Below are 24170 nucleotides of genomic sequence, written 5' to 3'. Positions count from 1 at the left end.
TGGGGCCATGATCATCACCAGCCAGTTCCCGCCCGTCGAGGTGCTCGACGTACCGATCCACGACGCCGTTCTCGGCAGAGCCCAGGAGTACGGCGACCGGCCGGCGATGGTCGACGGCGTCACCGGAAAGACGCTGACCTACGCGGAACTCGATCACCTGACCCGCCGGGTCGCGGCCGGTCTGGCGGAGCTCGGCGTCCGGCACGGGGACGTGATCGCGCTCTACAGCCCGAACTCGATCCTCTACCCGGTGGTGTTCTACGGCGCCACCCGCGCCGGCGCGACCGTGACCACGGTGAACGCGCTCTACACGGCGGACGAGTTGCACAAGCAACTGGTCGACTCGAAGGCGAAGTTGCTGGTGACGATTTCGCTGTTCCTGCCGGCCGCGACCGCGGCGGTCGAGGGGACCGGCGTCGAGCAGATCTTCGTCTGCGACCAGGCCGAGGGGTACCGCTCGATCCAGGAACTGTTCGCGTCGACCGGCCCGGAGCCGGTGGTCTCGATCGACCCGGCCTCCGATGTCGCCGTTCTTCCGTACTCCAGCGGGACGACCGGCGCAGCGAAGGGCGTGATGCTCACGCACCGGAACATCGCGACCAACATCTCGCAGGCCGAGGTGATGATCACGCTCGGCGAGGAGGAGCGGATCATCGCGATCCTCCCGTTCTTCCACATCTACGGGCTGTCGGTGTTGATGAACCTGCCGCTGCGGCTCGGCGCGACGGTCGTCGTACTGCCCAAGTTCGACCTGCAGCAGTTCCTGACCACTCTGGACGAGCAGCGGATCACGCGGGCGTTCGTGGCGCCGCCCGTCGTCCTGGCGCTGGCGAAGCACCCGGCGGTGGACGGCGTCGACCTGTCCGCGTTGAAGTACGTGACGTCAGCCGCGGCGCCGCTCGACGGTGAGCTGGCCGCGGCGTGCGCGAAGCGGCTCGGGTTGCACGCCGTACTGCAGGCGTACGGGATGACGGAGCTGTCGCCCGGGACGCACGCCGTACCGCAGGACGACCCGGAGCCGCCGGCGGGTGCGGTCGGGAAGCTGTTCCCGTCGACCGAGATGCGGCTGGTCGGTGCCGATGGCAACGATACGGACGAGGGCGAGATCTGGATCCGCGGGCCGCAGGTGATGAAGGGGTACCTCGGCCGGCCGGCCGACACCGACGCGACCGTCGACCGGGACGGGTGGCTGCACACCGGCGACATCGGGCGGATGGACGAGCGCGGGTACCTGTACGTCGTGGACCGGGTGAAGGAGCTGATCAAGTACCACGGGTACCAGGTGCCGCCCGCGGAGCTGGAGGCCGTGCTGCTCACCGACGACCGGATCGCGGACGCGGCGGTGATCGGGGTCGACGCGGACGGGACCGAAGTACCGAAGGCGTTCGTGGTGCCGATGCCGGGGGTGTCGCTGACCGCGGAAGAGGTGATGGAGTACGTCGCCTCGCGGGTGGCGCCGTACAAGAAGGTCCGGCAGGTCGAGTTCATCGACGCGGTGCCCAAGGCGGCGTCCGGGAAGATCCTCCGCCGGGAACTGCGGGCCCGTGAGTGAGGTGCTGAAGGCGCCGCAGCAGGACCGGTCGCGGGCGACCCGGCAGCGGCTGCTGGAGGCCGCGGTCGAGTCGCTCGCCGAGGTCGGGTACGCAGCGACCACGGTGAGCGTGGTGGCGACGCGGGCCGGGGTGTCGCGAGGAGCGGCGCAACATCACTTTCCGACGCGGGCGGATCTGTTCGCGGCGGCGGTCGAGTACATGACCGAGGTACGACTGGCGGAGATCCGGGCGCAGGCTTCGCGGTTGCCGAGCGGAGCGGGGCGGACCGAGGCGATCGTGGGGATGCTGGCGGACGTGTACACGGGGCCGTTGTTCCGGGCCGCGTTGCATCTGTGGGTGGCGGCGTCGACCGAGGAGGCGCTGCGGGCACAGATCGTGCGGCTCGAGGCGCACGTGGGTCGGCAGGCGCATCGGGCGTTGCTTGAGGTGTTGGAGGTCAGTGAGCGGACCCCGGGGGTGCGGGAGACCGTGCAGGGGGTGTTGGACATGGCGCGAGGGCTCGGGTTGGCGGATCTGCTGACCGATGACAGCGCGCGGCGGCGCGGGATCGTGCGGCAGTGGAGCCGGATCTTGGATCAGGCCCTGCGCGATCCCGGGGTGTGACCGAACGCGCGCCGGAAACTGTCGATGAACGCACTCGCCGAGGCCCACCCGGTCCGATGCGCCACCCGGGTCACGGACTCACCTTCGGCCAGCCCGATCAACGCCTGCTGCAACCTGAGTTGAATCCGCCACTGCGGAAACGTCATCCCCAACTCAGACTTGCACAACCGGCTCAACGTCCGTTCGCTCGCACCAACCAACCGCCCCAACTCCACAAGCGTCCTACCGTCGGCCGGATTCGCCTGCAGCACCGCACAAACCGCCACCAACCGCGGATCCCGCCCCGACGGCAAGTACGTGGGCCGCTGATCCGACCTCCGCAACTGATCCAGCAACACCCCTCGCAACCGTCCCCACTCTTCGCTCGCCTCTTCCTCCGTTGTGTAGGTGAGGATCAGTTCGCGGAGAAGGGGGGTGACTGAAAGCGCGGTGGGGGTGGTCAGGGCGAGGGGGTTTTCGGTGAGGCCGATGGTGTGGAGGGTGGTTTCGCCGTAGGCGCGGTGTCGGTGGAGGGTGTGGGCGGGGATCCAGATCGCGGTGGTGGCGGGGGCTACCCAGGTGCCGGCCGAGGTGGTGACGGCGAGGACGCCGTGGCCCGCGTAGACGATCTGGTGGCGGTCGTGCCAGTGCGGGGCGATGCCGCCGCCGGCCCGGATCGGGCGGTGGCCGGTGGTCGCGGGACGTTGGCGGGTTTCCGGCATTGGTTGGCATTTTATCGGAAGCCGGACAGCCACCTCCGCGGCGACGATCGTCAGGTGCGGAGATCAATCGGACTGATGGCGGTCGGCCACGCCTGCGTGGACATCTACCAGGGCTGCGTCCCGGCGCTCGTCCCGTTCCTCGTCGCCGAGCGCGGCCTCGGGTACGTCGCGGTCTCGGGCATCACGCTCGCCGCAACACTGCTGTCCTCCGTCGTCCAGCCCGTCTTCGGCGTACTCACCGACCGCCGCCCACTCACCTGGCTCATCCCGGTCGCGATGACAACAGCCGGCCTCGGCATCGCCCTGCTCGGCGTCGGCCACCAGTACTCGCTGATGTGGCTGGCCGCGGCACTCTCCGGCCTCGGCGTCGCGGCATACCACCCGGAGGCGGCCCGGATGGCGCGCCTGGTCAGCGGCGGCAGTCACGTCGGGATGAGCTGGTTCTCGGTCGGCGGGAACGTCGGCTTCGCGCTCGCACCGGTCCTGGTCACCCCGATCATCGCCGCCGGCGGTCTCCCGCTCACCCCGGTCCTCGTCGTACCGGCGCTGATCGGCGCCGCGATCACCTCGTGGGCGATCCGCTCCCGCGCCACCGGGCCCGTGGCCCGCAGTACGACGGACGGCACCGAGGACTGGCCGTCGTTCCTGCGGCTGTCGGTGATCATGGTCTGCCGCTCGATCGTGTTCGTCGGCCTCGGCACTTTCATCGCGCTGTACGCCGGTCAGCGCGTCGGCGGCGGGACGACCACCGGCGGTACGGCGCTGTTCGTACTGTTCGCGTCCGGCGCACTCGGCACCCTCCTCGGCGGCCGGCTCGCCACCCGGTACGGACGGATCCGCACGCTGCGGACGTCGTACGCCGTCGCCGTACCCGCGATCGCCTGCCTGGTGTTCGTGCCCGGGCCGGCGTTCTTCGGGTTCCTCGCGTTGACCGCGATCGCGATGTCGATCCCGTTCTCGTTGCACGTCACGCTCGGCCAGGACTTCCTCCCAGGCCGCGTCGGTACGGCGGGCGGGATGACGCTCGGCCTCGCGGTCAGCATCGGCGGCGTCGCGACCCCGGTCCTCGGCACGATCGCGGAGCACACGTCGCTCCGGCTCGCCCTCAGCACGCTGATCATGCTGGCGTTGTGCAGCAGCTTGATCGGCTACGCGCTGACCGAGCCCACCTGACGATCAGCGATCCGGCGCTCGACCTTCGCGGCGAGCTCGTCCGGCGTGCACTCGGCCAGGTGGTCGCGGACCAGCAGATGGATGAACGCGTACTGGCTGCGTCCGGTGCGGGCGAGCACATACCGATCCGCGGCGTACTGCAGGAACGCCCTCCGTCGCCAGGACAGGTATCCGGTCCACCGGAGCAGCAGGTCGTGCAGCCAACGCGACAACGGCCCGGCCAGCACAGGAGGCCGCCGGCGCCAGGCCTTCGCGGCCACGGTGCCCACCACGATTCCCGCCGCCGCTTCCAGCTGCGGTGAGGAGAAGTCGGCTCCCAGCAGTACTGCGATCAAGAACGCAGCCACTGCACCACCAGCGACCCACACGTCCATCCGCCAGGTGTCACCGACCACAGCAGTAGGCAGGTGGTCCGTGGGCAACGACTTGACCATCCGAATGCCCTGAGCAACCAGCAGCCCGATTGCAGCACCAGAAACGAACGGCCCGGCGTCGCCGACGCTCAACACGACCCAGCTCGCCACCACGACCGCTAAGAGCCGCACTCCCAGCAGCAACCGCCGTCTGTTGTCGTGAAACACGATCAGCTCGACCCCATAGGCACCAGCCACCAGCGCAGCCTCGATAGCCAGAGCCACCTTGGCCGTCAGCAGCTCCACCAGCCCGAGCGCAGCACCCGTGACCGCGACCGTCCCGGCAGTGCCTGTCAGCAACACCACGGTGTAGAGCAGCAACTGTCGCGGACCAGTCCCGGCAAGCTTCTGCCACGGATGCGGCAGCAGATGGACGAGTACCAGCGCGGCACCGACAACAGCCAGCCCGGCGAGTGCGCCGTACTGCGCAACCATCATCACCGTCGCGCCCGCACTCAGCGCCCCGAACAGGGCCGGCAGGCATACCGCGTGCGTCAGGTAGTCCACCTCAGGCAGCGCCAGCCCGTACCACCCGTCCGGCGTCATCCACCGCGGCACGGCGGTCCGGTCGCCGGCCCTGCTGCGGGTCCACCACGCCAGACACCACAGGCGCCGTACGGCGGTCTTGGCGTCGTACTGTCTGCCGATCTTGCGGTTGCGGGCGAGGACCTCGCAGATGAACGTGTCGAAGAGCTCACGCCGCAGGTCGGCGACCCCGCCCGCGGTGACGTCCTCGGGCGCGCGGCCCTGGTACGCGAGCGTCATCACGTTCAGCATCAGCGGTGAGCTGATCAGGTCCCACAGCTCGTCGTCCTGCTCGATCGCGGCCCGCGCACCGTCCAGCACCGGGCCGACGGCGGCGAAGTAGTCGAGCACCTGCTGCCTCGACAGCGGCCTGATGTGCACGGCTCCGAACAGGCTCAGCCGGCGCGGCAGGCGCTCGTAGTCGTGCGTCCGGCAGGTGATCGCGAGCTGGTTGACCCGGTAGTTGTGCCGAAGCTCCTCCAGGACCGGTCCGAGCTTGGGGCGGTCCGGCTCGGCGATCTCGTCGAGTCCGTCGAGCAGCAACGCCAGCCGTCCGGCCCGCAACCACGTCCGTCCGACGCCGGGCGGGATCCGGTAGCGGTCGTCCAGCTCGTACAGCAGCCACCGGACGAAGCCGGCGAGCAGTGCGCTGTCATTGGGGTCGTCGTCGTTGCGGTGCGAAGTCTGGGTGCTCCAGCCGGCCAGGTCGACCACTACCGGGATGGGCTGCTTCTCGTCGGTCTGCGCAAGCGCCGAGAGCCGGCGCGCGAGGTTGAGCAGCATCGTGGTCTTGCCCGCTCCGGGCGCGCCGAGGATCAGCATGCTGTCCTCGAGGCCGTCGAACACGGTCGCGATATCGGCGTCGTCGGGGATCCGCGTGGGCGGCTCGCCCAGCGGCTGCACAAGCAGGTCGAACGGGCGGACCGCGTCCGGCTCCCCGTCCAGCGCGAGCGCGACCCGGGTCCGCGAGGCGAGCGAACCGGCGCGGCGCTCCGACAAGTACCGGTCGACCTGGAGGAGCGCGTTCTGCCGGTTCCGCGGCTGGTCGGCGGTCCGGTTCGAGATCCGCGGCTGCCGGCGGTTCCGTACCTCGAGCAGCGCCGTACCGACCGCGACGACCCAGAGCACGCCGATCGCCGGCCACACCAGGCCGACGTACGGCGCGAGGAACGCGGGCGCGGTGCCGCCGGTGCCGACGTTGATCGCGATCGGGAGGAGTACGACGGTCAGCGACACGGTCACCACGAGTACGGCGCCGCTCACGAAAGACCGCATCCTCACCCCGGGAGCGTAACGGCCGGTGAGCCGACGCCGCCTTGCAGCGGGCGCGCCTACCTCGTCGTACCTGGGTGAAGTCCACGAGGCGGTCCACGACTGCGGGAATAGCTGTCGGTTCACATACATTGGTCGGTGATATGACTACTGAGCGGATCGACCGGACGAGTGTGGGGCTTCGGTCGGAACGGGGCCCGATCCTGCTCGCGGTGATGCTGAGCGTCGGCCTGGTCGCGATCGACGCGACAATCCTGGCCACCGCCGTACCGTCCGTGGTCGCGGACCTCGGCGGGTTCACCCAGTTCCCGTGGCTGTTCTCGATCTATCTGCTCGCCCAGGCGGTCTCGGTGCCGATCTACGGCAAGCTCGCCGACCAGCGCGGGCGGAAGCCGATGATGCTGCTCGGGGTCGGCCTGTTCCTGCTCGGGTCGGTGCTCTGCGGGTTCGCATGGAGCATGCCGGCGCTGATCGCGTTCCGGCTGATCCAGGGCCTCGGCGCGGGCGCCATCCAGCCGATCGGGATGACGATCATCGGCGACATCTACACGGTCGCGGAGCGCGCCAAGGTCCAGGGGTACGTCGCCAGCGTCTGGGGGATCTCGTCGTTCGTCGGGCCGACCCTCGGCGGTGTGTTCTCGGACTACATCTCCTGGCGGTGGATCTTCTTCGTGAACATCCCGCTCGGGATCGCGGCCGCGTGGGTGCTGGTCCGCCGGTTCGAGGAGAAGGTCGCCGACAAGACCGGGCACACGATCGACTACGCCGGCGCCATCCTGCTCGCAGCGGGCGGTTCGCTGCTGCTGCTCGGGCTGCTCGAGGGCGGCGTGATGTGGGACTGGGGATCGGTGCGGAGCATCGTGATCCTGGCGGCGGCCGTCGTACTGCTGGTCGCGTTCGTCCTGGTCGAGCGGCGCGCCGCCGAGCCGATCCTGCCGTTGTGGGTGCTCGGCCAGCGGGTGCTGAACTCGGCGAACTCGGCGGCGTTGCTGATCGGGCTGCTGATGATCGGGTTGTCGACGTACGTGCCGCTGTTCGCGCAGAGCGTCCTCGGTACGTCGGCGTTGATCGCGGGGTTCACGCTCGCCGCGATGACGCTGGGGTGGCCGATCGCGGCGTCGTTCGCGGGGCGGATCTACCTGCGGGTCGGCTTCCGGACGACGATGCTGATGGGGGCGGTGATCGTCGTACTCGGGTCGGGGATCCTGCTCACGGTCGGCGCCCGGAGTTCCGTCCTGCACCTGGCCGTCGCGTGTTTCGTGATCGGGGTCGGGCTGGGCTTCTCCGCGTCGCCGTCGGTGGTGGCGGCGCAGTCGTCGGTCGACTGGCAGACGCGCGGGGTGGTCACCGGTGCGAACATGTTCGCCCGCTCGGTCGGGAGCGCGGTCGGGGTCGCGGTGTTCGGCGCGGTGGCGAACGGCGTCGTCGCGGCCCGTCTTGGTGACGACCATGCCGACCTGGAGAAGGTCCCTGCCAGCGTCCTGGCTCCCGCGGTGCACGACGTGTACTACGGCGCCGCCGCGGCTGCCCTGCTCCTGGTGGTCGCAGTGATCTTCATGCCGAACCGCATCACCGAGCGGCCACTCCGGTAGCCATGCGCGCAGTCGACTGTGTGGGTGCACTGATCCGGGACGAAGAGCATCGCGTCTATCTGCAGCGGCGTACCGCCGAGCGACGGCTGCTGCCGGGGATCTGGGACATCGTCGGCGGTCATCTCGAACCCGGGGAGACGCCCGAGGAGGCGCTCGCCCGGGAGGTCGAGGAGGAGACCGGGTGGAAGGTCCGCGACATCGTCCGGACCGTGGCGGACTGGGAATGGGAGTGGGAAGGGCGGGTACGCCGGGAGATCGACTACCTGGTCACCGTCGACGGTGATCTCACCCGGCCGCGCCTCGAAGCCGGCAAGCACGACCGGTCCGCCTGGGCCGGACCGGACGACCTCGACCTCCTGATGGTCAACCGCCCCGACGGCGACCGGCGCCTGCGGGACCTCGTCGCCCACACCGTCCGGACCCGCTTCACCGATCGCCTCCGCCTGGAACCGATCACCGGACCGAACGGGGTCCTCCCCGGACATGCGGCGGACCTCGAGCGCCTCTTCGCGGACCCGTGGGTGTCCCGCTGGTACGACCTCACGCTGACCGCGGACCAGGCCACCGCCCAGGCCGCGAGACACCAGTCCGACTGGGACCGCGACGGCGCCGGCAAGTGGATCGCGTACGACCGCACGACCGGCGCCCTGACCGGCCGCGGCGGCCTCTCCCGCATTCCCGCCGGAACGCCGACCGCCGAGGCAATCGCCGCACTGGCCGGCCCTGAGTGGGCAGCCGACCGCCTGGAACTCGGCTGGGCGCTGGTCGAGTCCGCCCGCGGCCACGGCCTGGCCACCGAGCTCGGCCGCGCCGGGCTCACCTACGCCTTCAACACCCTGAAGGCATCGGCCGTCATCGCGTTCACCGAACGGTCCAACACCGCCTCCCAAGCCGTCATGCAACGCCTCGGCATGCGCTACGCCGGCGAGATCCACGCCGAAGGCTGGTCCACCGACGCCTCGGAGGTCCTGCCGGACGCGCCTTTCGCCGTCTACCTCACCAACCACGCAACCCGGGCGCAGGAGGTCGACGAGGTGGTCGGTAACGCGGTGCGATGGGCGGCGGACCAGCCAGACATCCGCGGTACGGCGATGGTCGGGTCGTGGGCGCGTGGTGCCGCGGGGATGACATCGGACCTGGACGTGGTCGTGCTGACCGACGTACCGGAGCGGTACCTCGGGAACGACGACTGGCTCGAGGTGTTCGGCGCGGTCCGCGTCGTACGCCGGCAGCAGTGGGGACCGCACCTCACCGCGGTCCGGATCCAGCGGGCGTCCGGGCTGGAGGTCGAGGTCGGCATCACCGCGACCGCGTGGGCCTCGACCGACCCGGTCGACCCCGGGACCCGCAGCGTGGTGACGGACGGCGTCCGCGTACTGCACGACCCCGAGCAGCTGTTCGCGGCTCTGGTCCGGGCCTGCGCCGATCTCTGACTGTTTCCGGAAAGAAATCCGCGCGGAGCGGCGGAAAAGTTCCAAAGAGGGGATCTAGCGGTGCAGGGCGCTGGCGCCGTTTCGGAGCGGCGACCCGGCCGAGCTCGCCGCGGTGACGAATCCGCTGGTCAAGCGCGAGTGGCTGACCGGCGACGAGCTGACGGCGGCCGGGTCGCGTGCCCTGGCGGACCTGACGATCGAGGTCCGGGCGCAACGCCGCAGGATCACGGCGGGCATCTCCACCGAGGAGTACCTGGCCACCGTCGACGTCCTACGACGGATGGCGGGCAACCTCAGCTAAGGGGCTCCGGGTGTGACCGCCCAGGCGCGGCGGTCACACTCGGAGCCGGCCACCTCAAGGGGGAGGTTCCCGGTGAGGTGTCGGGAGCCTCCGGTGTCCTACCGCCCAGGACACTCGGCCCTGCCTGACCCGAGGTGTCGGTCAGGAGGTGGTTGGAACGGCTGGGCGGCGGCGATACAGGGAACTCAGCCGCCAAGCCCAGCCGGGTCGGTGGGCGGCGCGGTCCGGAGTTGAGGAGTACTCCGGACCGCACCTGGGTTTCGTCCGGGGCTGAGGAGTGCCCCGAACCTTCCAGCGCCGGCCCTGGACGTGAGGAGACCCCAGGGTCAGCATCACCGGGCCTGAGGAGGACCCGGCAGCATCGGGTGTTTCAGTCGGTGGAGTCGAGCGGACCGAGCAGGTCGTTGGTGACCTTGAGACCGGCGAAACGGCGCCGCATCGCCTGTTCGTAGCGGGCCGCCAGCGGCGCCTCCGCGACGTACTGCGCGATCACGTGCTCGCCGAACCAGACCCGGACTCTGCGCCGGTGCTGTCTCGACGTCATTTCCGCGATGGTCACAACCTCTCACCCCGTAACTCTCAGGCCTTGCAACCAGTTGGACTTACTGGTTGTCATGGCAGTAATGGTGCACGAGCCCAACGTGACCGCTCTAGGACCTGGACCGGACCTTTGCCGGACCTCTTCCGGTCCTCTCGCGGACATCTGGGGGACAGCACCTTGTCGTGGGGCACAAGTCGAGACAACGTCTGACTGACGTGAACGGGAGGAACGATGGCGGGTAGGTATGCGCCAAAGACGGTCCTGGCGCACCTGATCCAGCGCCGGAACCAGACCTACTCCGAGATCGTCGCCGAGTTCGTCGAGCTGGGTGGAACCATCACCGAGCGGCACCTGCGGCGGCTCGCATCGGGCGAGCGCGCAGGGACCACTCCTCAGACCCGGCGCACCCTGCAACGCATGTTCGGCAAGCCGGTCGAGGAACTTCTCTCGCCGTACGTCGCCGAACCGGCCGCCCAGGTGGTGCCGGCACCTGCCGCGAGTGGACGGATCACGACAGGTAACGAGATGGAGGTTCTCGACATGGCTGCCAGCCGAGCAAGGGCGTTCGCCCTTGCGGCCCAGTCCGGTCTCGGAAGCGAGGCCATGGAACAGGTGTACGACGACGTACGCCACGCCGCCCAGGCGTACCCACAGCGCCCATTGCCGGAGATCCTCGGCCAGCTGGTCGAGACCCAGGACCTGGTGTTCGGCCTGCTCGAGAGCCGGCAACGCCCGGAGAACCACCGCCAGCTGTACTTCCTGGCCGGTGTCACCGGCGGGCTGCTCGCGAAGGCCTCCCACGACCTCGGCAACCCGCACGCCGCGCTCACCCAGGCGCGGACCGCGTTCATGTGTGCCGACAACGCCGACCACCACGGGCTGCGCGCCTGGGTGCGCGGTCTGCAGTCGCTGGTCTCCTACTGGGCCGGCAACCCGCACGACTCGGTGCGCTACGCCCAGCTCGGCGCCGGCTACGCCGAGCAGGCGAACAGCACCACCAGCGTCTGGCTCCCGGTCAGCGAGGCCCGCGCCTGGGCCGCGCTCGGCAACCCGGAGGCCACCCGCGCCGCGCTCGAGCGCGCCGAAGAGGCGTGGAACTCGGTGCACAACGACGACCTGGACGACATGGGCGGCCTCTGCACCTTCGGCCGCAACCGCCAGCTGTACTACGCCGCCGACGCGCTCGCGCAGCTGCCCGGCGAGGTGGAGCAGGCCCAGCGGTATTCGAGCCAGGCCGTCGACGCGTACACCGACCAGAACCACCCGGAGTGGGCCTTCGGCGACGCCGCCGGCAGCCACGCCGCGATGGCGATCACCCGGATCGCGAGCGGTGAGCTGGACGGTGCCGCGGACGCTCTCGCCCCGGTGCTGACGCTGCCGACCGAGCGCCGGATCAACGGGGTCGTGCACTCGGCCCGCCGCGTCCACCAGGCGCTGCGGCAGTCCGGTCGCGCGGACGACGCCCGCGAGCTGCAGGAGGAGATCGAGTCCTTCACCCGGACTCCGATGCAGTCCTTCCCCCGGTAGCCTGCGCCAATGGAGCTCAGCGGACAGCTGACTGTGTTGCGCGAATTCCGGACCTCAGATCTCGACGACTACCTGGCCGTCGCCGGTGACGACCGGGTGACGACCTGGATGGCGTTCGACAGCTACGACCGGACCAAGGCCGAGCAGAACCTGGCCGGCATCGTCCAGCGGTCGGCGCAGGAGGACCGGCCCGACTACATGCTCGCGGTCACCCGGCCGGACGAGGACCGGGTGATCGGGTTCGGCCGGATCGCGCCGAGCGGGCCCTGGACGGCCAAGCTCGGGTATGCGATCGGCGCCGACCACTGGGGGCACGGGTACGCGACCGACGCGGCCCGGGCGCTCTTGCAGTTCGCCTTCGGGCAGCTCGGCCGGCACCGGGTGACGGCCGCGATCGGGCCGGAGAACGAGGCCTCGATCGCGGTGGTGAAGCGGATCGGCTTCACCTACGAGGGCCAGCTGCGCGACCACGTGTTCACCAACGGCGCCTGGCGTGACTCCCGGCTCTACTCGCTGCTCGAAGACGAGTACGACACCTGAGCAACACTGGTGGTGTGATCGGACCGCTGCGGGACAACCTTGCCCGGATGATTCTCACGAAGGTCGCGGGGCCGGACCCACAGGCTGAGCGGGACCGGGTGCACAAGAGCCCCGGCCCGAGGTGGTTCGCGGAGGACCGGCCGATCCGGCGGGTGCACGGTGACGCGTCGATGTTCGCCGGCGGCCTGCGGGCGCTCCTGCTGCAGTCGCTGCACCCGCTGGCGATGGCCGCGGTGGCGGCGCACTCCGGGTATCAGGGCGACCCGTGGGGACGACTCCGGCGGACCAGCTACTTCCTGGCGATCACGACGTACGGCGCGATTCCGGACGCGGAGGAGGCGATCGCGCGGGTCCGGGCGGTGCACGAGCGGGTGCGCGGGACCAGTCCGGACGGGGTGAAGTACCGGGCGTCGGATCCGCATCTGCTGAAGTGGGTACATGTGGCGGAGGTGGACAGCTTCCTCGCGGCGCACCAGCGGTACGGCGCGCATCCGCTGACCGCTCACGAGCAGGACCTGTACGTCGAGGACGCGGCGCTCGTGGCGGAGCGGCTGGGCGTGATCGACCCGCCCACCACGCTCGCCGAGGTGCGTCAGCTGCTCAAGGACTACCAGCCCGAGCTCCGTGGTACGACGGAAGCTCGCCAGGCGGCCCGCTTCATCCTGGTGCACCCGCCCGTACCGTGGGCCGCGCGTCCCGCGTACGGCGTACTGACCGCTGCCGCCGTCGGGTTGCTCCCGTGGTGGACAAGGCTCCCGCTGCGGCTCCCGTACCTCCCGCTGGCCGAGCAGACCGTCGTACGCGCCGCCGGCGACGGCCTCACCAGGACCATCCGCTGGGCGCTGGCGTCGCCAACACTGGCAGAAACCCCCGCATAGCGGCCCCGCGCTTGTAGGTTGTTCTCGTGCCGCTGCGTCCTCATCGTCCGCTCCCCCTGGCTACGCCGGCGGGAGTCGAGGTGCTGACCAAGATCCTGACGCAGGGGCCGATTCCGCGGGTGGAGATCGCGCGCCGGACGGGGCTGTCGCAGGCTGCGGTGACGAAGGCGGTCGCGCCGCTGATCGAGACCGGGTTCGTCACAGACGCACCGGTGGGCGACGAGGGGCAGCTCGGGATCGGACGGCCGGTCAGCCCGTTGACCGTCGTACCGAGCAGCGTGTCGGTGATCGGCGTCAAGGTCACGCCGACCAGCCTGATCGGCGTCACCACCGACTTCACCGCCGGGATCCTGAACGTGCGGCACGAGGAGCTGGACAGTACCGATCCAGAGGTGGTGATCGACCGCCTCACGGAACACGTGAAGGCGCTGATCAGCGCGCTCAAGACCGGCACCGCGACGGCCGGCCCGCTGGCCGGGATCGGGATCGCCGTCTCGGGTGACGTGGACGCGACGCACGGCGTCGTCCGGGACTCGCCGCTGATGGGCTGGCGCGGCGTCCCGGTCGCGGAGCTGCTCGGCAAGCGGATCCGGGTGCCGATCCTGGTGTCGAACGACGTACGCGCGCTGACGGTCGCCGAGCACTGGTTCGGTGCCGGGGTGAACGCGGACTCGTTCGCCGTCGTGACGATCGGCTCTGGCATCGGCTGCGGGCTCTACATCAACGGCGAGGTCGTCTCCGGCGCGTACGGCGTGTCCGGCGAGCTCGGCCATCTGCCGTTGGCACCGGGCGAGCTGGTGTGTACCTGCGGACGGCGGGGCTGTGTCGAGACGGTCGCGTCGTCGGACGCGATCCTGGCGCGGACGCGGGAACAGACCGGGCGGCCGGAATTGGACCTGGCCGGCGCGATCGAGCTGGCGCACGAGGGGAACCAGCAGGCGCGCGAGGCGTTCGACCGGGCCGGTGAGGTGATCGGCGCGGCGCTCGCGGCGATGGTGAACCTGGTCGGGCCCGAGCTGGTGATGATCGCCGGCGAGGGCGTGGCGGAGTACGACCTGTACGAGGAGCGGATGCGGCGCGCGTTCGCGGAGCACGCGTTCGGCGCGGCCGGGGACTGCCGGCTGACGCTCCGCTCACACACCTTCGACGACTGGGCCCGCGGTGCGGCGGCCACCGTGATCCGCTCCTACGTCCGAGGCGAACCCCCACTCCAACGCTGACCCCAGCCCCTGGCCATTTCAGCGGTGAACCCTGCCGCCGGCCCCTTCCCGCCTCGCATCCCGCTGGGGAAGGGACCAACTCGCGGGTGAACCTCACAAATGCTCAGGTGCGGGCGGCGGCGAGGATTTTGCGCCAGACCTTTTTGTAGGACTCGAGGCCGTCGGAGGCGAGGGGGCCGGTCGGGCCGGCGGTGATCGAGACGCGCTCGGGGATCGTGCCCCAGACCGGGATGTTCTCGGCGGCGTACTGCTGCATCGCCTCCTGGTAGGAGCGGGTGTACGTCCGTGCCGAGCAGACCACCAGCCCGGCCGGTACGTCGTCGGGCACGAGCTCCAGCACGGCCTTCACCCGCGGCGTCTCGACGCCGCCGACGCGGGTCGGGATGACCACGATCCGGGCGCGTTCGAGGGCCTTGTTCAGCAGCCGCTCGTGGGACGGCGGCATGTCGACGATGCCGATGCCCTCGGGCGGGACCTTGTCGAGCGCCTTGTTCAGCAGGCGCTCCGTCGGTGCCTCCGCGATCTCGATCCTGGAGAGGTGTTCGTCGCTGGAGTCCGCGATCCAGTCCGCGGCGCTGCCTTGCGGATCGGCGTCGACCAGGGTGGATGTGCGACGGTTGGAAGATGCCAGCGCGGCCAAGTACACCGACGTGGTTGTCTTACCGACCCCGCCCTTCAGTGCAGCTGTCACGATGATCATGGGCACGAACTTACCCGGTCTTGCCCGAATTCCGGCGTGTCGTCGGCGTTGCCGAATCACATCGTGATAGTTGCCCCCGGCCCGTGTGTACAAGCTCAACCGTACTTCAGTGGAGAATCCTTTCCGCCGTCCACCGCCTCTTACTCCTGACATCGCACCCGATGAAGGAGCACCTCATGACCTGGATCATCGTCGCGGCCGCCGTCGCGGTCGCCCTGCTCGGCACCTGCAGCGTCGTCGTTCTCCGCCGGCGGACCCGTGGCTGACCTCGACGAGCAGCTCGTCCGCGCCGCCCAGCACGGCGACGTCGGCGCGCTCAGCACGCTGGTCGCGGACTCGCATCCGACCGTACGGCGGTTCGCCCGGACGCTGTGCGCGACGCCCGAGGACGCGGAGGACGCGGCGCAGGAGGCACTGATCATCCTGTACCGCAAGATCGGGATGCTCCGCGCGACCAGCGCGCTGACGTCGTGGATGTTCCGGATCATCCGCAACGAGTGCCTGCGCCGGGCGCGGGCCATGCTGCGCGAGCATCCCGTCGTACCGGATCCGGCACCGTCCGCCGAGGACGAGGCGCTGCGGCAGCTGGAGGCGCGGGCGGTCGCGGCGGCGATCGCGCAACTGCCGCCGGACCAGCGCAGCGTCCTCGTCCTGCGTGACGTCCAGGGCTACAGCGGGCCGATGGTCGCCAAGGCCCTCGGTCTCACCGTCCCCGCCATGAAGTCCCGTCTGCACCGCGCCCGGGCGACCGTGCGCGAGACGCTAGGAGTCCCCACATGACCTTCGCCAGCACCTCCGTGCCTCGGCACCTCCTCCGCGGCGCCGTCGGCTTCGGCTCGTTGATCGCCGCCTTCGCACTCATCCCGGTCGTCGGCCCGTGGAGTCTTCTGCTCCTACCCGTCACCTTCATCGCCTTCCGCGGCTGCCCCACCTGCTGGGTGATCGGCCTGATCGAGACGATCTCCCGCGGGAAGGTGCAGCGTGAATGCACCGACGGCGTGTGCAAGCTGACTACGGCTTCCTGACCATCTCGGCCAGCGCGCTCAGGCCGTTGCCACCGAACCCGGCCGCGTCAGCGCGCGCGAACAGCTCCGCCACGGCGGCCGGCATCGTCACGTCGAGGCCCGCATCGGTGAACGCCTGTACGACGTGGTGCGAGCCGACCGCTTGCATGTGGAGGTTGTTCTCGCCGCCGGGGTACTCACCGGCCTCAAGCTCGCGGGTCAGGATCCGCAGGAAGCCCATCGGGCCGTCCTGGGTCAGGTCGGTGAGCATCGTGGCGACGTACGGGCGCAGCTGCTCGGCGTCTCCGACCAGGGAGGCCGAGTAGAAGTAGCTGATCAACGTGGTCCAGAAGATGTTCAGCATGGCCTGGTAGTAGAGCATCGCCAGGCCGGGGTCGGTGCCGACGTGGTCGACGCGGCCGAGGACCTCCAGGGTGGCGCGGTGGGCGTCGATCGCGTCCGCGGGTCCGGCGTAGAACGCGTAGGCGCCGGGCTTCCCGATCCCCGGCGGCGGGACCATGATGCCGCCGGTCACCAGCGTGCCGCCGCGCTCGGCGACCCACGCGGCCGCCTCCCGCAGGCGCTCCGGGCTGTCCGAGCTGAGGTTGACCAGCACGCGTCCGCGCAGGTCCGCGCCGGCCAGCGAATCGAACATCGCCGGGTAGTCGACCTGGCTGATCACCACGACCGTACTGGCGGCAGCCGCCTCGGCCGCGGTGGTTGCCGGTACGGCGCCGAGTCCGTCGGCCTTGCCGGAGGTCCGGTTCCAGACGGTGGTCGGGTGGCCGGCGGCGACGTACGTGCGGGCCATCGTGGAGCCCATCGCGCCGAGGCCGATCACTGTCACTGCTTCTCGTGAACTCATGCGGTCGATGCTCGGAGAACGCGCTACGGGTTTACTACGGGTATGTACTTCGGGGTGCTCGGTCCGCTGCTCGTGCGGACGGACACCGGTGTGCAGGTCGCCGTACCGGATACGAAGGTCCGGGTTCTGCTGCTGGATCTGCTGGCGAATCTCGGGACGCCGGTCAGCGCCGACCGGTTGATCGACGACCTGTGGGGATCGCGGCCGCCGCGGAACGCGATCGGGACGTTGCAGGCGCGGGTGTCCCAGCTGCGGTCGACGCTGGAGCGGGCGGAGGTCGGCTCGCGGGGGTTGGTGCGGCACGGGCCGGCCGGGTACACGCTCGAGGCGGAGGTTGTCGAAAGCAACATCTTCGAGGAGTACGTGCGGAGCGGGCGGCTGCGGGAGGCGCTGGAGCTGTGGCGAGGGCAGCCGTACGCCGAGGTGCTGGATCACGAGTTCGCCCGGGCGGCGCGTGAGCACCTGGAGGATCTGTATCTGACGGTGCTGGAACGCGGCGACGACGTACTCCAGCGGACGACTGCACTCGTCCGGCAACGGCCGCTCGACGAACGGGTGCACGCCGTACACCTGAAGGCGCTGTACCGCGCGGGCCGTCAGCACGAGGCGCTCCGGGCGTACGCCGATCTCCGGGCAGCGTTGTCCGATGAGCTCGGCGCCGACCCCGGCCCGGAGCTGACCGCCCTCCACCAGGCGATCCTCCGCCACGACCCGTCCTTGCAACCCTCGCCAACGCTGCCCGCGCCGCTCAACCCGCTGGTCGGGCGAGACGACACGCTGGCCGCCGTCCAGGAGCAGCTCACCACGAACCGGCTGGTCACGTTGGTCGGCCCGGGCGGCGTCGGCAAAACCCGCCTGGCCCTGGAGCTCGGCCGGGGCATTGGCGGTGTGCGGCTGGTGGAGTTGGCGGCGCTACGGGAGGGGGACGTGCTGGAGGCGTTGGCGAGTGCGCTGGAGCTTCGGGATGAGGCGGGGGAGCTTCTGGGGCGGCTGGTGGATTCCTTGCGGGTGCGGGAGATCCTGCTGATTCTGGACAACTGCGAGCATCTGGAGCTGGCAGACCTTGTCCAGCGTCTGCTGGTGGCGGCGCCGGGGGTTCGGGTGCTGGCGACCAGTCGTGAGGCGCTCGGGGTGCCGGGGGAGCTGGTGGTCGAGGTGCCGCCGCTGGCGCCGGCTGCGGCGGCTGAGCTGTTCCAGGCGCTGGCTGGCGTCACCGCGGACGTGACTGCGATCTGTGAGCGCCTCGACGGCATACCGCTCGCGTTGGAGCTGGCTGCGACGCGTGTGCGGGGGCTAGGCGTCCAAGGACTGGCAGAGCGGCTGGACGACCGGTTCCGGTTGCTGTCCGGCGGTAAGGCCGGCCCGGAGCGGCAGCGCACCCTCCGCGCCACCATCGACTGGAGCTGGGACCTGCTGGACGCCGACGAGCGCCAGATGCTCCGGAGCCTCGCCGTACACGCCGGCACGTTCTCCCTGGAGGCAGCAGCGCAGGTGAGCGACCTACCGGAGCACGTGCTGCTGGCACTCGTCGACAAGTCGCTCGTGGTCGCCACGGACGGCCGTTACCGCCTGCTGGAGTCCATAGCGGCGTACAGCCTCGAAAAACTCGACGACGAAACGACCCTGCGGCAGCGGCACGCGACCTACTACCTCCAGCTCGCCCAGCAGGCCGAGCTACACGGCGAACGGCAGCGCGGATGGCTGCACCGCCTGGACCTCGAGGTGGCGAACTTCCGCCTCCTCCCGCCGTCCCTCGAGCTGGCGAACGCCCTCCCCTGGTACTGGTACCTCCGCGGCCGCTACGGCGAGGCCCGCCGTACCCTCGCCGCCGCGCTCGACCTTCCCGGCCAACCGCCCGTGCTCCGCGCCCGCGCCGCCGTCTGGCTCGCCGGGATGACCGCGACCGACGCCCACGGCACCGACGTCGCGGCGGCCGGCGACAGCGCGCTCGCGGCGGTCGGCGACGACCCGGACGCGCTCTGGTTCCTCACGATGACCCGCTGGGCGTACGGCGACCCCGGCGTACTCATGGAACGCATCGACCGGGCGATCACCCTCTTCACCGAGCGAGACGACCGCTGGGGACTCGCCGCCGCGCTGAGCACCCGTGCACAGCTCAACATCGTGCACGCGGACCTGCCGGCGATGCAGCGGGACAGCCGTCGCAGTCTGACGCTCTTCGACGAACTCGACGACGACTGGGGCCGGCTGCAGGCGACGTACGCGCTGATCGTGGCGGCCGAGATCAGCGGCGACTACCCGACGGCGACGGCGTACCTGGAGGACGCGGTCCGGCACGCGCAGGACCTCGGGCTGTGGACAGAGGTGTCGTTCCGTACGGCGGGACTCGGCCGGATCGCGATGCTGACCGGCGACTACGCCCGCGCCGACGAGCTGCACGAGCAGGCCCGCCGGCTCGCGGTCGAGCAGTCGAACAAGTCCGCCGAGGAGTACGCCGAGGTCGGTCTCGGCCTGTCCGCACGCAGGCAGGTCCGGCTCGACGACGCGGAGCGGCACTTCACCAAGTGGCTCGCCTGGCTGGAGCAGGTCGGCGGGACGCCCGGGATCGGGTTCATCACCAACCAGCTCGGCTACATCGCCGAGCAGCGCGGCGATCTGGCCGAGGCACGGCGGCTGCACGAGCGCGGCCTCGAGCTCGCGCACCGGACCGGCGACAAGCGGGCGATCGCCCTCGCCCTCGAAGGGCTGGCGGGCGCGACCGAGGATCCCGATCGCGCCCTGTCCCTGCTCGCCGAGGCGTCAGCGCTCCGTCGGCAGGTCGGCGTACCGCTGCCGCCCGCCGAGCGCTTCGACGTGGAGCGGGCTATTTCCCGAGCCAGGCGTTGACCTTGGACTGGTTGTCCTTGACCCACTTCTCGGCCGCCTGGTCCGGCGTCAGCTTGTCGACCGCGATCATCCGGGCGACCGTGTTCTGGTCCTCGTTCGTCCACTTGAAGTTCTTCACCAGGTCGTACGCCGGGCTGCCCGAGTCGGCGAACTTCTTCGAGACGATCTTGTCCAGGTCGTACGGCGGGTAGTCGCAAGCAACCTTCGCCGGGACCGTGTCGCAGCCGGCCTTGTACGCGGGCAGGTTGATCTTCACCAGCTTGACCTCGTTGAAGAACCACTGCGGCTCGTAGAAGTACGCGAGCAGCGGCTTCTTGTTCTTCTCCGCGTCCCGGAACGCCTGGATCAGCGCGGTCTCGCTGCCGCTCTGCACGACCTTGTAGTTCAGCGCCAGGTTCTTCACCAGCGCCTCGTCGTTCGTGACGTACGACGGGTCGCCGTCGAGCAGTTGCCCCTTGCCGCCGGACTCCGACGTCTTGAACAGGGCCGCGTACTTGTTCAGGTTCTTCCAGTCGGTGATGTCCGGGTACTTGGCGGCCATCCACGGCGGCACATACCAGCCGATCACGCCCTTGACGCCGGTGGAACCGGCCTCGACCGCGACCTTGTCGTCGGTGATGTACTTCTTCTTCAGGTCCTCGTGGCCCCAGTTCTCCAGGTTCACGTCCACCTCGCCGGTGGCGAAGCCCTGCCAGGCGACCTGCTCGGCCAGGTTCTTCTCCACGACCTTGCAGCCGAGATCCTTGGTCGCGACGTACGACACCACGGCCGCGTTCGCCGCATACCCGACCCACGGGCTGACGGTCAGGTTGAACGAGCCGCACTCCTTGCCACCGGCGGCCGGCTTGTCGGTCCCGACCTTCTGCCCACCGCAGCCTGCTGTGGCCGTCAGGGCCAGTGCGACCGCCGTCAGCACACCGGCGTACCGGAGTCTCTTCACCGCTTGTCTCCTTCGTAGTCGTGGGTACGGCGGGCCGCCGCCTGTGTCACCCGATCGAGCAACACCCCCAGAAGCACAATCGCCAGGCCTGCCGCGAGGCCCTTGCCGTACAGGTCGCTCTGCGCGAAGCCCGCGGACACGTCGTACCCGAGCGCACCCGCGCCGACGAGGCCGCCGACGACGACCATCGAGAGCACGTAGATCAGGCCCTGGTTGACAGCCAGCGTGATCGCCCGCCGGGCTACCGGCAGCTGCACCTTGCTGATCACCTGCCAGCTGCTGGAGCCGACCGAGTTCGCCGCCTCGACGGTCGCGACCGGCACCGCTCTGATGCCGTCGGCAACGATCTTGGTGGTGACCGGAACGGCGTACACCACCGCCGCCGCGATCGCGGTGAACCGGCTGGTCCCGAACAGCGCGAGGAACGGCACCAGGTACACGAACGGCGGCATCGTCTGCCCGGCGTCCAGCACCGGCCGGATCCAGACGTCGACCCGCCGGTTCCGCCCGGCCCACACGCCGAGCGCGAGCCCGACCGCGACCACCACGACGGTCGCGAGCAGCGTCGACGCGAGCGTGACCATGCTGTCGTGCCACACCCCGGTCGCCACCAGCAGACCCAGGCAGACGGCGGCCGGAACAGCTCCTCGCCAGCCGCCCAGCACCGCGGCCAGCGCCACGACAACCACGCTGACCAGCCACCACGGCGACCCGGTCAGCAGGCTTTCGAGCGGGTTGAGCAGGCCGACCGTCACCGCATCGCGTACGCCGTACGTGAAGCCGCCGAAGACGTCCTGCACCCAGTTCGTCACGTCGGTGGTGACCGTCGCGATCCGCGAACCCACCTCGACCGACGGGAACTCGGCCGCCCACACGTAGGTCCGCGAGAACCACACCGCGACGAGCACCGCGACCGCTCCCGCACCGAGCAGCACCTTCCGCCGGACACTCGCCGTACGCCAGGGCCGGTCGCCCGCCGCGGTCGTCACCCGGTCGAGGACGATCGCCAGTACGACGATCGCGAGGCCGGCGTTGAACGCGACGCCGACGTCCAGCGTCTGGAGCGCCTTCAGGACGGTCTGGCCGAGGCCGGGCGCGTCGATCAGCGCGGCCACGGTCACCATCGAGAGGGCCGCCATGATCGTCTGGTTGATGCCGACCACGACCGTCGAGCGCGACATCGGCAGCAGCACCTTGAGCAGCGTCTGACCACCGGTCGAGCCGAGCGAACGGGCCGCCTCGACGCTCTCCGGCGGCACCGAGCGGATCGCGTGCGCGGTCAGCCGGACCGCGGGCGGCGCCGCGTAGATCAGCGTCGCGATCGTCGCCGCGGCCGGGCCGATCGCGAAGAACAGGGTCAGCGGCGCGAGGTACACGAACGTCGGCAGCGTCTGCATCAGGTCGAGGACCAGCGTCGCGACCTTGAACGCCCGATCGGACAGCCCCGCCCAGATCCCGAGCGGGATCGCGACCAGCAACGACAGCAGCACCGCCGCGATCGTCAGCGCGAGCGTGTCCATGCTCTGCTGCCACAACCCCTGCAGCCCGACGAACCCGAGCCCGGCGGCCGTCAGTACGGCGACCTTCCAGTTCCCGAACGCCCACGCGCAGTACGCCGCGATCGCGATCACGCCCAGCCAGCCGATCACCGGCACCGGACGGTCGAACGACGGCTGCGAGATCACGTCCTGGAGCAGCACCACGACCTGGTCGACGGCGACCCGGATCGCGCCGAAGAACCCGTTGCCCTGGCCGACGTCGTCACGGTGCTCGGTCAGCCACCGGTGCAGCGCGGTCGTGTCCTGCCCGCCGAGGACGAGCGTGTCGATCCCGCGCAGGGCGAAGTACGCCGCGACCCAGACGACCAGCAGTACACCGGCAACCACACTGCGCCGAGGCCGCCGTACCTCGACCTCCCCGTCACTGGTGATCGCCGCCATCAGGCGTCCGCGACGACGGCGAGGATTTCTTCGTCGCTGATGATGCCGAGGAGGGTGCCGTTGTCGACGACCTTGACGGGGCGGTCCGACTCCAGCACCAGGCGGGTGGCCTCGCGGACGAGGACGTCGGGGCCCAGCTCAGGGCCGTCCAGCGGCTCGTCCGGGTGCGGGTCGCGGGCGATCCAGCGCAGCGTGAGGACATCGGCCCGCGGTACGTCGCGGACGAACTCGCGGACGTAGTCGTCGGCCGGTGCGCCGACCAGCTCGTCGCCGGTGCCGAGCTGTACGGCGGCGCCGTCGCGCATCAGCAGGATCCGGTCGCCGAGCTTCAACGCCTCGGACAGATCGTGGGTGATGAACACCATCGTCTTGCCGACCTCGCGGTGCAACCGCACCACCTCGGTCTGCATCTCGCGCCGGATCAGCGGGTCGAGCGCGGAGAACGGCTCGTCGAACAGCAGTACGTCGGGGTCGTTGGCGAGCGCCCGCGCCAGGCCGACGCGTTGCTGCATGCCGCCGGACAGCTGCTCCGGGTACAGGTGCTCGTTGCCGGCCAGCCCAACCAGGTCGATCACTTCCTGGGCGCGGCGACGGCGGTCCGGCTTGCTCTCGCCGCGGATCTCCAGGCCGTACGAGACGTTGTCGATCACCTTGCGGTGCGGGAGCAGCCCGAAGTGCTGGAACACCATCGAGAACTTGCTCCGCCGGAGCGCGCGCAGCCGCTTCTCGTCGGCCGCGCGCAGGTCCTCGCCCTCGAACGTCAGCCGCCCGGCGGTCGGCTCGATCAGCCGGGTCAGGCAGCGTACGAGCGTCGACTTCCCGGACCCGGACAGCCCCATCACGACGAACACCTCGCCCGGCGCCACGTCGAAGCTCAGATCGCGGACCGCCGCCGTACAGCCGGTCTTCGCGTATAGCTCCGTCCGGTCGAGCGCCGCGAGGTCCGCCCGACGCGGCACCCGCTGCGCCTTCGGGCCGAACACTTTCCACAGCCCCTGCACGGACAACAGCGCGTCGGAATCCTGTACGTCGGGGTACTCGAGCTGAGCGGTCACACGTAAACCCTCGCATCCCCGGCGGCAGACACAGCGTGAACCGGGACTTTACCCAACCACGAGGGCGACGACTCCTGTCAGGGCTGGTACGGGGGCGCTTCGCCCCAGCCCCAGTGCGGGACGGGGGCCTGTGGGGGTGGGGTTGCGCCGGGTTGGGAGTTGGCGAGGGCAATGCGGGTGCCCCACTCGATGTAGGCGACGAACGCGGAGCGGAACTCCGGGTCGTCGGGCAGGCCCGCCGGGTCGGCGCTCTTCGCGATCAGGGCCGCCCAGCGGGAGCGCTGTTCCTCGGTGAGGCCGAGGTTCAGGTGGTGGCCGAGCATCGCCGGGTAGCCGCCGAACTCGTCGGTGTACCGGCTGTGCCCGCGGAACACCTCGCCCAGCCAGATCGCCACGTGCTCACGGTGGTTCTCGCCCATGTGCGCGAAGACCGGCGCGAGGACCGGGTCCTCGAGCACCTGGTCGTAGAACACCTCGGTCAGCCGGCGGAGCGCGTCGTGCCCACCGGCCCAGTCGTACAGCGTCGGATTTGTCACGTAATCATGTA

General features: G+C 70.1%; 22 protein-coding genes. 13 read left to right on the top strand and 9 right to left on the bottom strand.

Annotated elements, in window-relative coordinates; all coding sequences use genetic code 11:
- Window positions 1-7 precede the first annotated feature (7 nt).
- Entirely contained in the window at window positions 8-1552 is a 1545-nt protein-coding gene (locus ACFV9C_RS02340; protein ID WP_380190162.1) for an AMP-binding protein, read from the top strand.
- Complete coding sequence (locus ACFV9C_RS02335; protein ID WP_380190160.1) at window positions 1545-2156, top strand: TetR/AcrR family transcriptional regulator; 612 nt, start codon at window positions 1545-1547, stop codon at window positions 2154-2156. The genes ACFV9C_RS02340 and ACFV9C_RS02335 overlap by 8 nt, the downstream gene beginning before the upstream one ends.
- Here ACFV9C_RS02335 and ACFV9C_RS02330 read toward each other — a convergent pair.
- A complete protein-coding gene (locus ACFV9C_RS02330; RefSeq protein ID WP_380190158.1) occupies window positions 2129-2890 on the bottom strand; it encodes an AraC family transcriptional regulator in 762 nt (253 codons plus the stop codon). The genes ACFV9C_RS02335 and ACFV9C_RS02330 overlap by 28 nt on opposite strands.
- A 21-nt stretch (window positions 2891-2911) precedes the next feature.
- Between ACFV9C_RS02330 and ACFV9C_RS02325 the strand changes: the two genes are divergently transcribed.
- A complete protein-coding gene (locus tag ACFV9C_RS02325) occupies window positions 2912-4030 on the top strand; it encodes an MFS transporter (protein WP_380190156.1) in 1119 nt (372 codons plus the stop codon).
- On the opposite strand, the gene ACFV9C_RS02320 is transcribed toward ACFV9C_RS02325, so the two are convergent.
- Entirely contained in the window at window positions 4006-6243 is a 2238-nt protein-coding gene (locus tag ACFV9C_RS02320; protein ID WP_380190874.1) for an NACHT domain-containing protein, read from the bottom strand. The two genes, ACFV9C_RS02325 and ACFV9C_RS02320, sit on opposite strands and share 25 nt — an antisense overlap.
- 140 nt (window positions 6244-6383) lie before the next feature.
- Here ACFV9C_RS02320 and ACFV9C_RS02315 point away from each other — a divergent pair, with 140 nt between their 5' ends.
- From ACFV9C_RS02315 to ACFV9C_RS02305, 3 genes are all read left to right on the top strand, one after another.
- Window positions 6384-7832: an MDR family MFS transporter gene (locus ACFV9C_RS02315; RefSeq protein ID WP_380190154.1), complete on the top strand. Its 1449-nt coding sequence runs from the start codon at window positions 6384-6386 to the stop codon at window positions 7830-7832.
- A gap of 20 nt (window positions 7833-7852) precedes the next feature.
- A complete protein-coding gene (locus tag ACFV9C_RS02310; protein ID WP_380190152.1) occupies window positions 7853-9265 on the top strand; it encodes a GNAT family N-acetyltransferase in 1413 nt (470 codons plus the stop codon).
- Between the two features lie 112 nt (window positions 9266-9377).
- Entirely contained in the window at window positions 9378-9566 is a 189-nt protein-coding gene (locus tag ACFV9C_RS02305; RefSeq protein WP_380190150.1) for a hypothetical protein, read from the top strand.
- A gap of 370 nt (window positions 9567-9936) precedes the next feature.
- Here ACFV9C_RS02305 and ACFV9C_RS02300 read toward each other — a convergent pair whose 3' ends face one another.
- On the bottom strand, window positions 9937-10110 hold the full coding sequence (locus ACFV9C_RS02300) for a hypothetical protein (RefSeq protein ID WP_165549662.1): 174 nt from the start codon (window positions 10108-10110) through the stop codon (window positions 9937-9939).
- 228 nt (window positions 10111-10338) lie between these two features.
- Here ACFV9C_RS02300 and ACFV9C_RS02295 point away from each other — a divergent pair, with 228 nt between their 5' ends.
- From ACFV9C_RS02295 to ACFV9C_RS02280, 4 genes are all read left to right on the top strand, one after another.
- Window positions 10339-11634 (top strand): XRE family transcriptional regulator, encoded by a 1296-nt coding sequence (locus ACFV9C_RS02295; RefSeq protein WP_380190148.1) that lies wholly within the window; start codon window positions 10339-10341, stop codon window positions 11632-11634.
- A gap of 9 nt (window positions 11635-11643) precedes the next feature.
- Window positions 11644-12174, top strand: coding sequence for a GNAT family N-acetyltransferase (locus ACFV9C_RS02290; protein WP_380190146.1), 531 nt, complete (start codon window positions 11644-11646; stop codon window positions 12172-12174).
- A gap of 14 nt (window positions 12175-12188) precedes the next feature.
- Window positions 12189-13052 carry an oxygenase MpaB family protein gene (locus ACFV9C_RS02285; RefSeq protein ID WP_380190144.1) on the top strand — a complete coding sequence of 288 codons (864 nt, stop codon included), beginning with the start codon at window positions 12189-12191 and terminating at the stop codon, window positions 13050-13052.
- A gap of 80 nt (window positions 13053-13132) precedes the next feature.
- Entirely contained in the window at window positions 13133-14272 is a 1140-nt protein-coding gene (locus ACFV9C_RS02280) for an ROK family protein (protein ID WP_380190142.1), read from the top strand.
- A 103-nt stretch (window positions 14273-14375) separates the two neighbouring features.
- Here ACFV9C_RS02280 and ACFV9C_RS02275 read toward each other — a convergent pair whose 3' ends face one another.
- On the bottom strand, window positions 14376-14972 hold the full coding sequence (locus ACFV9C_RS02275) for a ParA family protein (RefSeq protein WP_380190140.1): 597 nt from the start codon (window positions 14970-14972) through the stop codon (window positions 14376-14378).
- A 258-nt stretch (window positions 14973-15230) separates the two neighbouring features.
- On the opposite strand from ACFV9C_RS02275, the gene ACFV9C_RS02270 reads away from it, so the two are divergent.
- Complete coding sequence (locus ACFV9C_RS02270; protein ID WP_380190138.1) at window positions 15231-15752, top strand: RNA polymerase sigma factor; 522 nt, start codon at window positions 15231-15233, stop codon at window positions 15750-15752.
- Window positions 15749-15997 carry a hypothetical protein gene (locus tag ACFV9C_RS02265; protein WP_380190136.1) on the top strand — a complete coding sequence of 83 codons (249 nt, stop codon included), beginning with the start codon at window positions 15749-15751 and terminating at the stop codon, window positions 15995-15997. Before ACFV9C_RS02270 ends, ACFV9C_RS02265 begins: the two co-directional genes overlap by 4 nt.
- Here ACFV9C_RS02265 and ACFV9C_RS02260 read toward each other — a convergent pair.
- Window positions 15984-16841 carry an NAD(P)-dependent oxidoreductase gene (locus ACFV9C_RS02260; RefSeq protein ID WP_380190134.1) on the bottom strand — a complete coding sequence of 286 codons (858 nt, stop codon included), beginning with the start codon at window positions 16839-16841 and terminating at the stop codon, window positions 15984-15986. The genes ACFV9C_RS02265 and ACFV9C_RS02260 overlap by 14 nt on opposite strands.
- Window positions 16842-16883: 42 nt before the next feature.
- Between ACFV9C_RS02260 and ACFV9C_RS02255 the strand changes: the two genes are divergently transcribed.
- A complete protein-coding gene (locus ACFV9C_RS02255) occupies window positions 16884-19688 on the top strand; it encodes an ATP-binding protein (protein WP_380190132.1) in 2805 nt (934 codons plus the stop codon).
- On the opposite strand, the gene ACFV9C_RS02250 is transcribed toward ACFV9C_RS02255, so the two are convergent.
- From ACFV9C_RS02250 to ACFV9C_RS02235, 4 genes are all read right to left on the bottom strand, one after another.
- Complete coding sequence (locus ACFV9C_RS02250) at window positions 19666-20628, bottom strand: ABC transporter substrate-binding protein (RefSeq protein ID WP_380190130.1); 963 nt, start codon at window positions 20626-20628, stop codon at window positions 19666-19668. The two genes, ACFV9C_RS02255 and ACFV9C_RS02250, sit on opposite strands and share 23 nt — an antisense overlap.
- The gene (locus ACFV9C_RS02245) at window positions 20625-22568 is read right to left on the bottom strand and encodes an ABC transporter permease subunit (RefSeq protein ID WP_380190128.1); all 1944 of its coding nucleotides are present in this window, start codon (window positions 22566-22568) and stop codon (window positions 20625-20627) included. The genes ACFV9C_RS02250 and ACFV9C_RS02245 overlap by 4 nt, the downstream gene beginning before the upstream one ends.
- Window positions 22568-23623, bottom strand: a complete 1056-nt coding sequence (locus ACFV9C_RS02240) for a glycine betaine/L-proline ABC transporter ATP-binding protein (RefSeq protein WP_380190126.1) — start codon at window positions 23621-23623, stop codon at window positions 22568-22570. Before ACFV9C_RS02240 ends, ACFV9C_RS02245 begins: the two co-directional genes overlap by 1 nt.
- A 77-nt stretch (window positions 23624-23700) precedes the next feature.
- Complete coding sequence (locus ACFV9C_RS02235) at window positions 23701-24159, bottom strand: group II truncated hemoglobin (RefSeq protein WP_380190124.1); 459 nt, start codon at window positions 24157-24159, stop codon at window positions 23701-23703.
- Window positions 24160-24170: the final 11 nt, after the last annotated feature.

The sequence above is a fragment of the Kribbella sp. NPDC059898 genome (genome assembly GCF_042730855.1).
In the GTDB taxonomy this organism is placed as follows: domain Bacteria; phylum Actinomycetota; class Actinomycetes; order Propionibacteriales; family Kribbellaceae; genus Kribbella.
This window is presented reverse-complemented; position numbering and strand designations above follow the sequence as displayed.

Excerpts from the sequence above, each read along its gene's own strand:
- ACFV9C_RS02340 (WP_380190162.1), top strand. The coding sequence starts at position 8 with ATGATCATCACCAGCCAGTTCCCGCCCGTCGAGGTGCTCGACGTACCG.
- ACFV9C_RS02320 (WP_380190874.1), bottom strand. The coding sequence starts at position 6,243 with ATGCGGTCTTTCGTGAGCGGCGCCGTACTCGTGGTGACCGTGTCGCTG.
- ACFV9C_RS02315 (WP_380190154.1), top strand. The coding sequence starts at position 6,384 with ATGACTACTGAGCGGATCGACCGGACGAGTGTGGGGCTTCGGTCGGAA.
- ACFV9C_RS02300 (WP_165549662.1), bottom strand. The coding sequence starts at position 10,110 with ATGACGTCGAGACAGCACCGGCGCAGAGTCCGGGTCTGGTTCGGCGAG.
- ACFV9C_RS02295 (WP_380190148.1), top strand. The coding sequence starts at position 10,339 with ATGGCGGGTAGGTATGCGCCAAAGACGGTCCTGGCGCACCTGATCCAG.
- ACFV9C_RS02290 (WP_380190146.1), top strand. The coding sequence starts at position 11,644 with ATGGAGCTCAGCGGACAGCTGACTGTGTTGCGCGAATTCCGGACCTCA.
- ACFV9C_RS02275 (WP_380190140.1), bottom strand. The coding sequence starts at position 14,972 with ATGATCATCGTGACAGCTGCACTGAAGGGCGGGGTCGGTAAGACAACC.
- ACFV9C_RS02265 (WP_380190136.1), top strand. The coding sequence starts at position 15,749 with ATGACCTTCGCCAGCACCTCCGTGCCTCGGCACCTCCTCCGCGGCGCC.
- ACFV9C_RS02260 (WP_380190134.1), bottom strand. The coding sequence starts at position 16,841 with ATGAGTTCACGAGAAGCAGTGACAGTGATCGGCCTCGGCGCGATGGGC.
- ACFV9C_RS02255 (WP_380190132.1), top strand. The coding sequence starts at position 16,884 with ATGTACTTCGGGGTGCTCGGTCCGCTGCTCGTGCGGACGGACACCGGT.
- ACFV9C_RS02245 (WP_380190128.1), bottom strand. The coding sequence starts at position 22,568 with ATGGCGGCGATCACCAGTGACGGGGAGGTCGAGGTACGGCGGCCTCGG.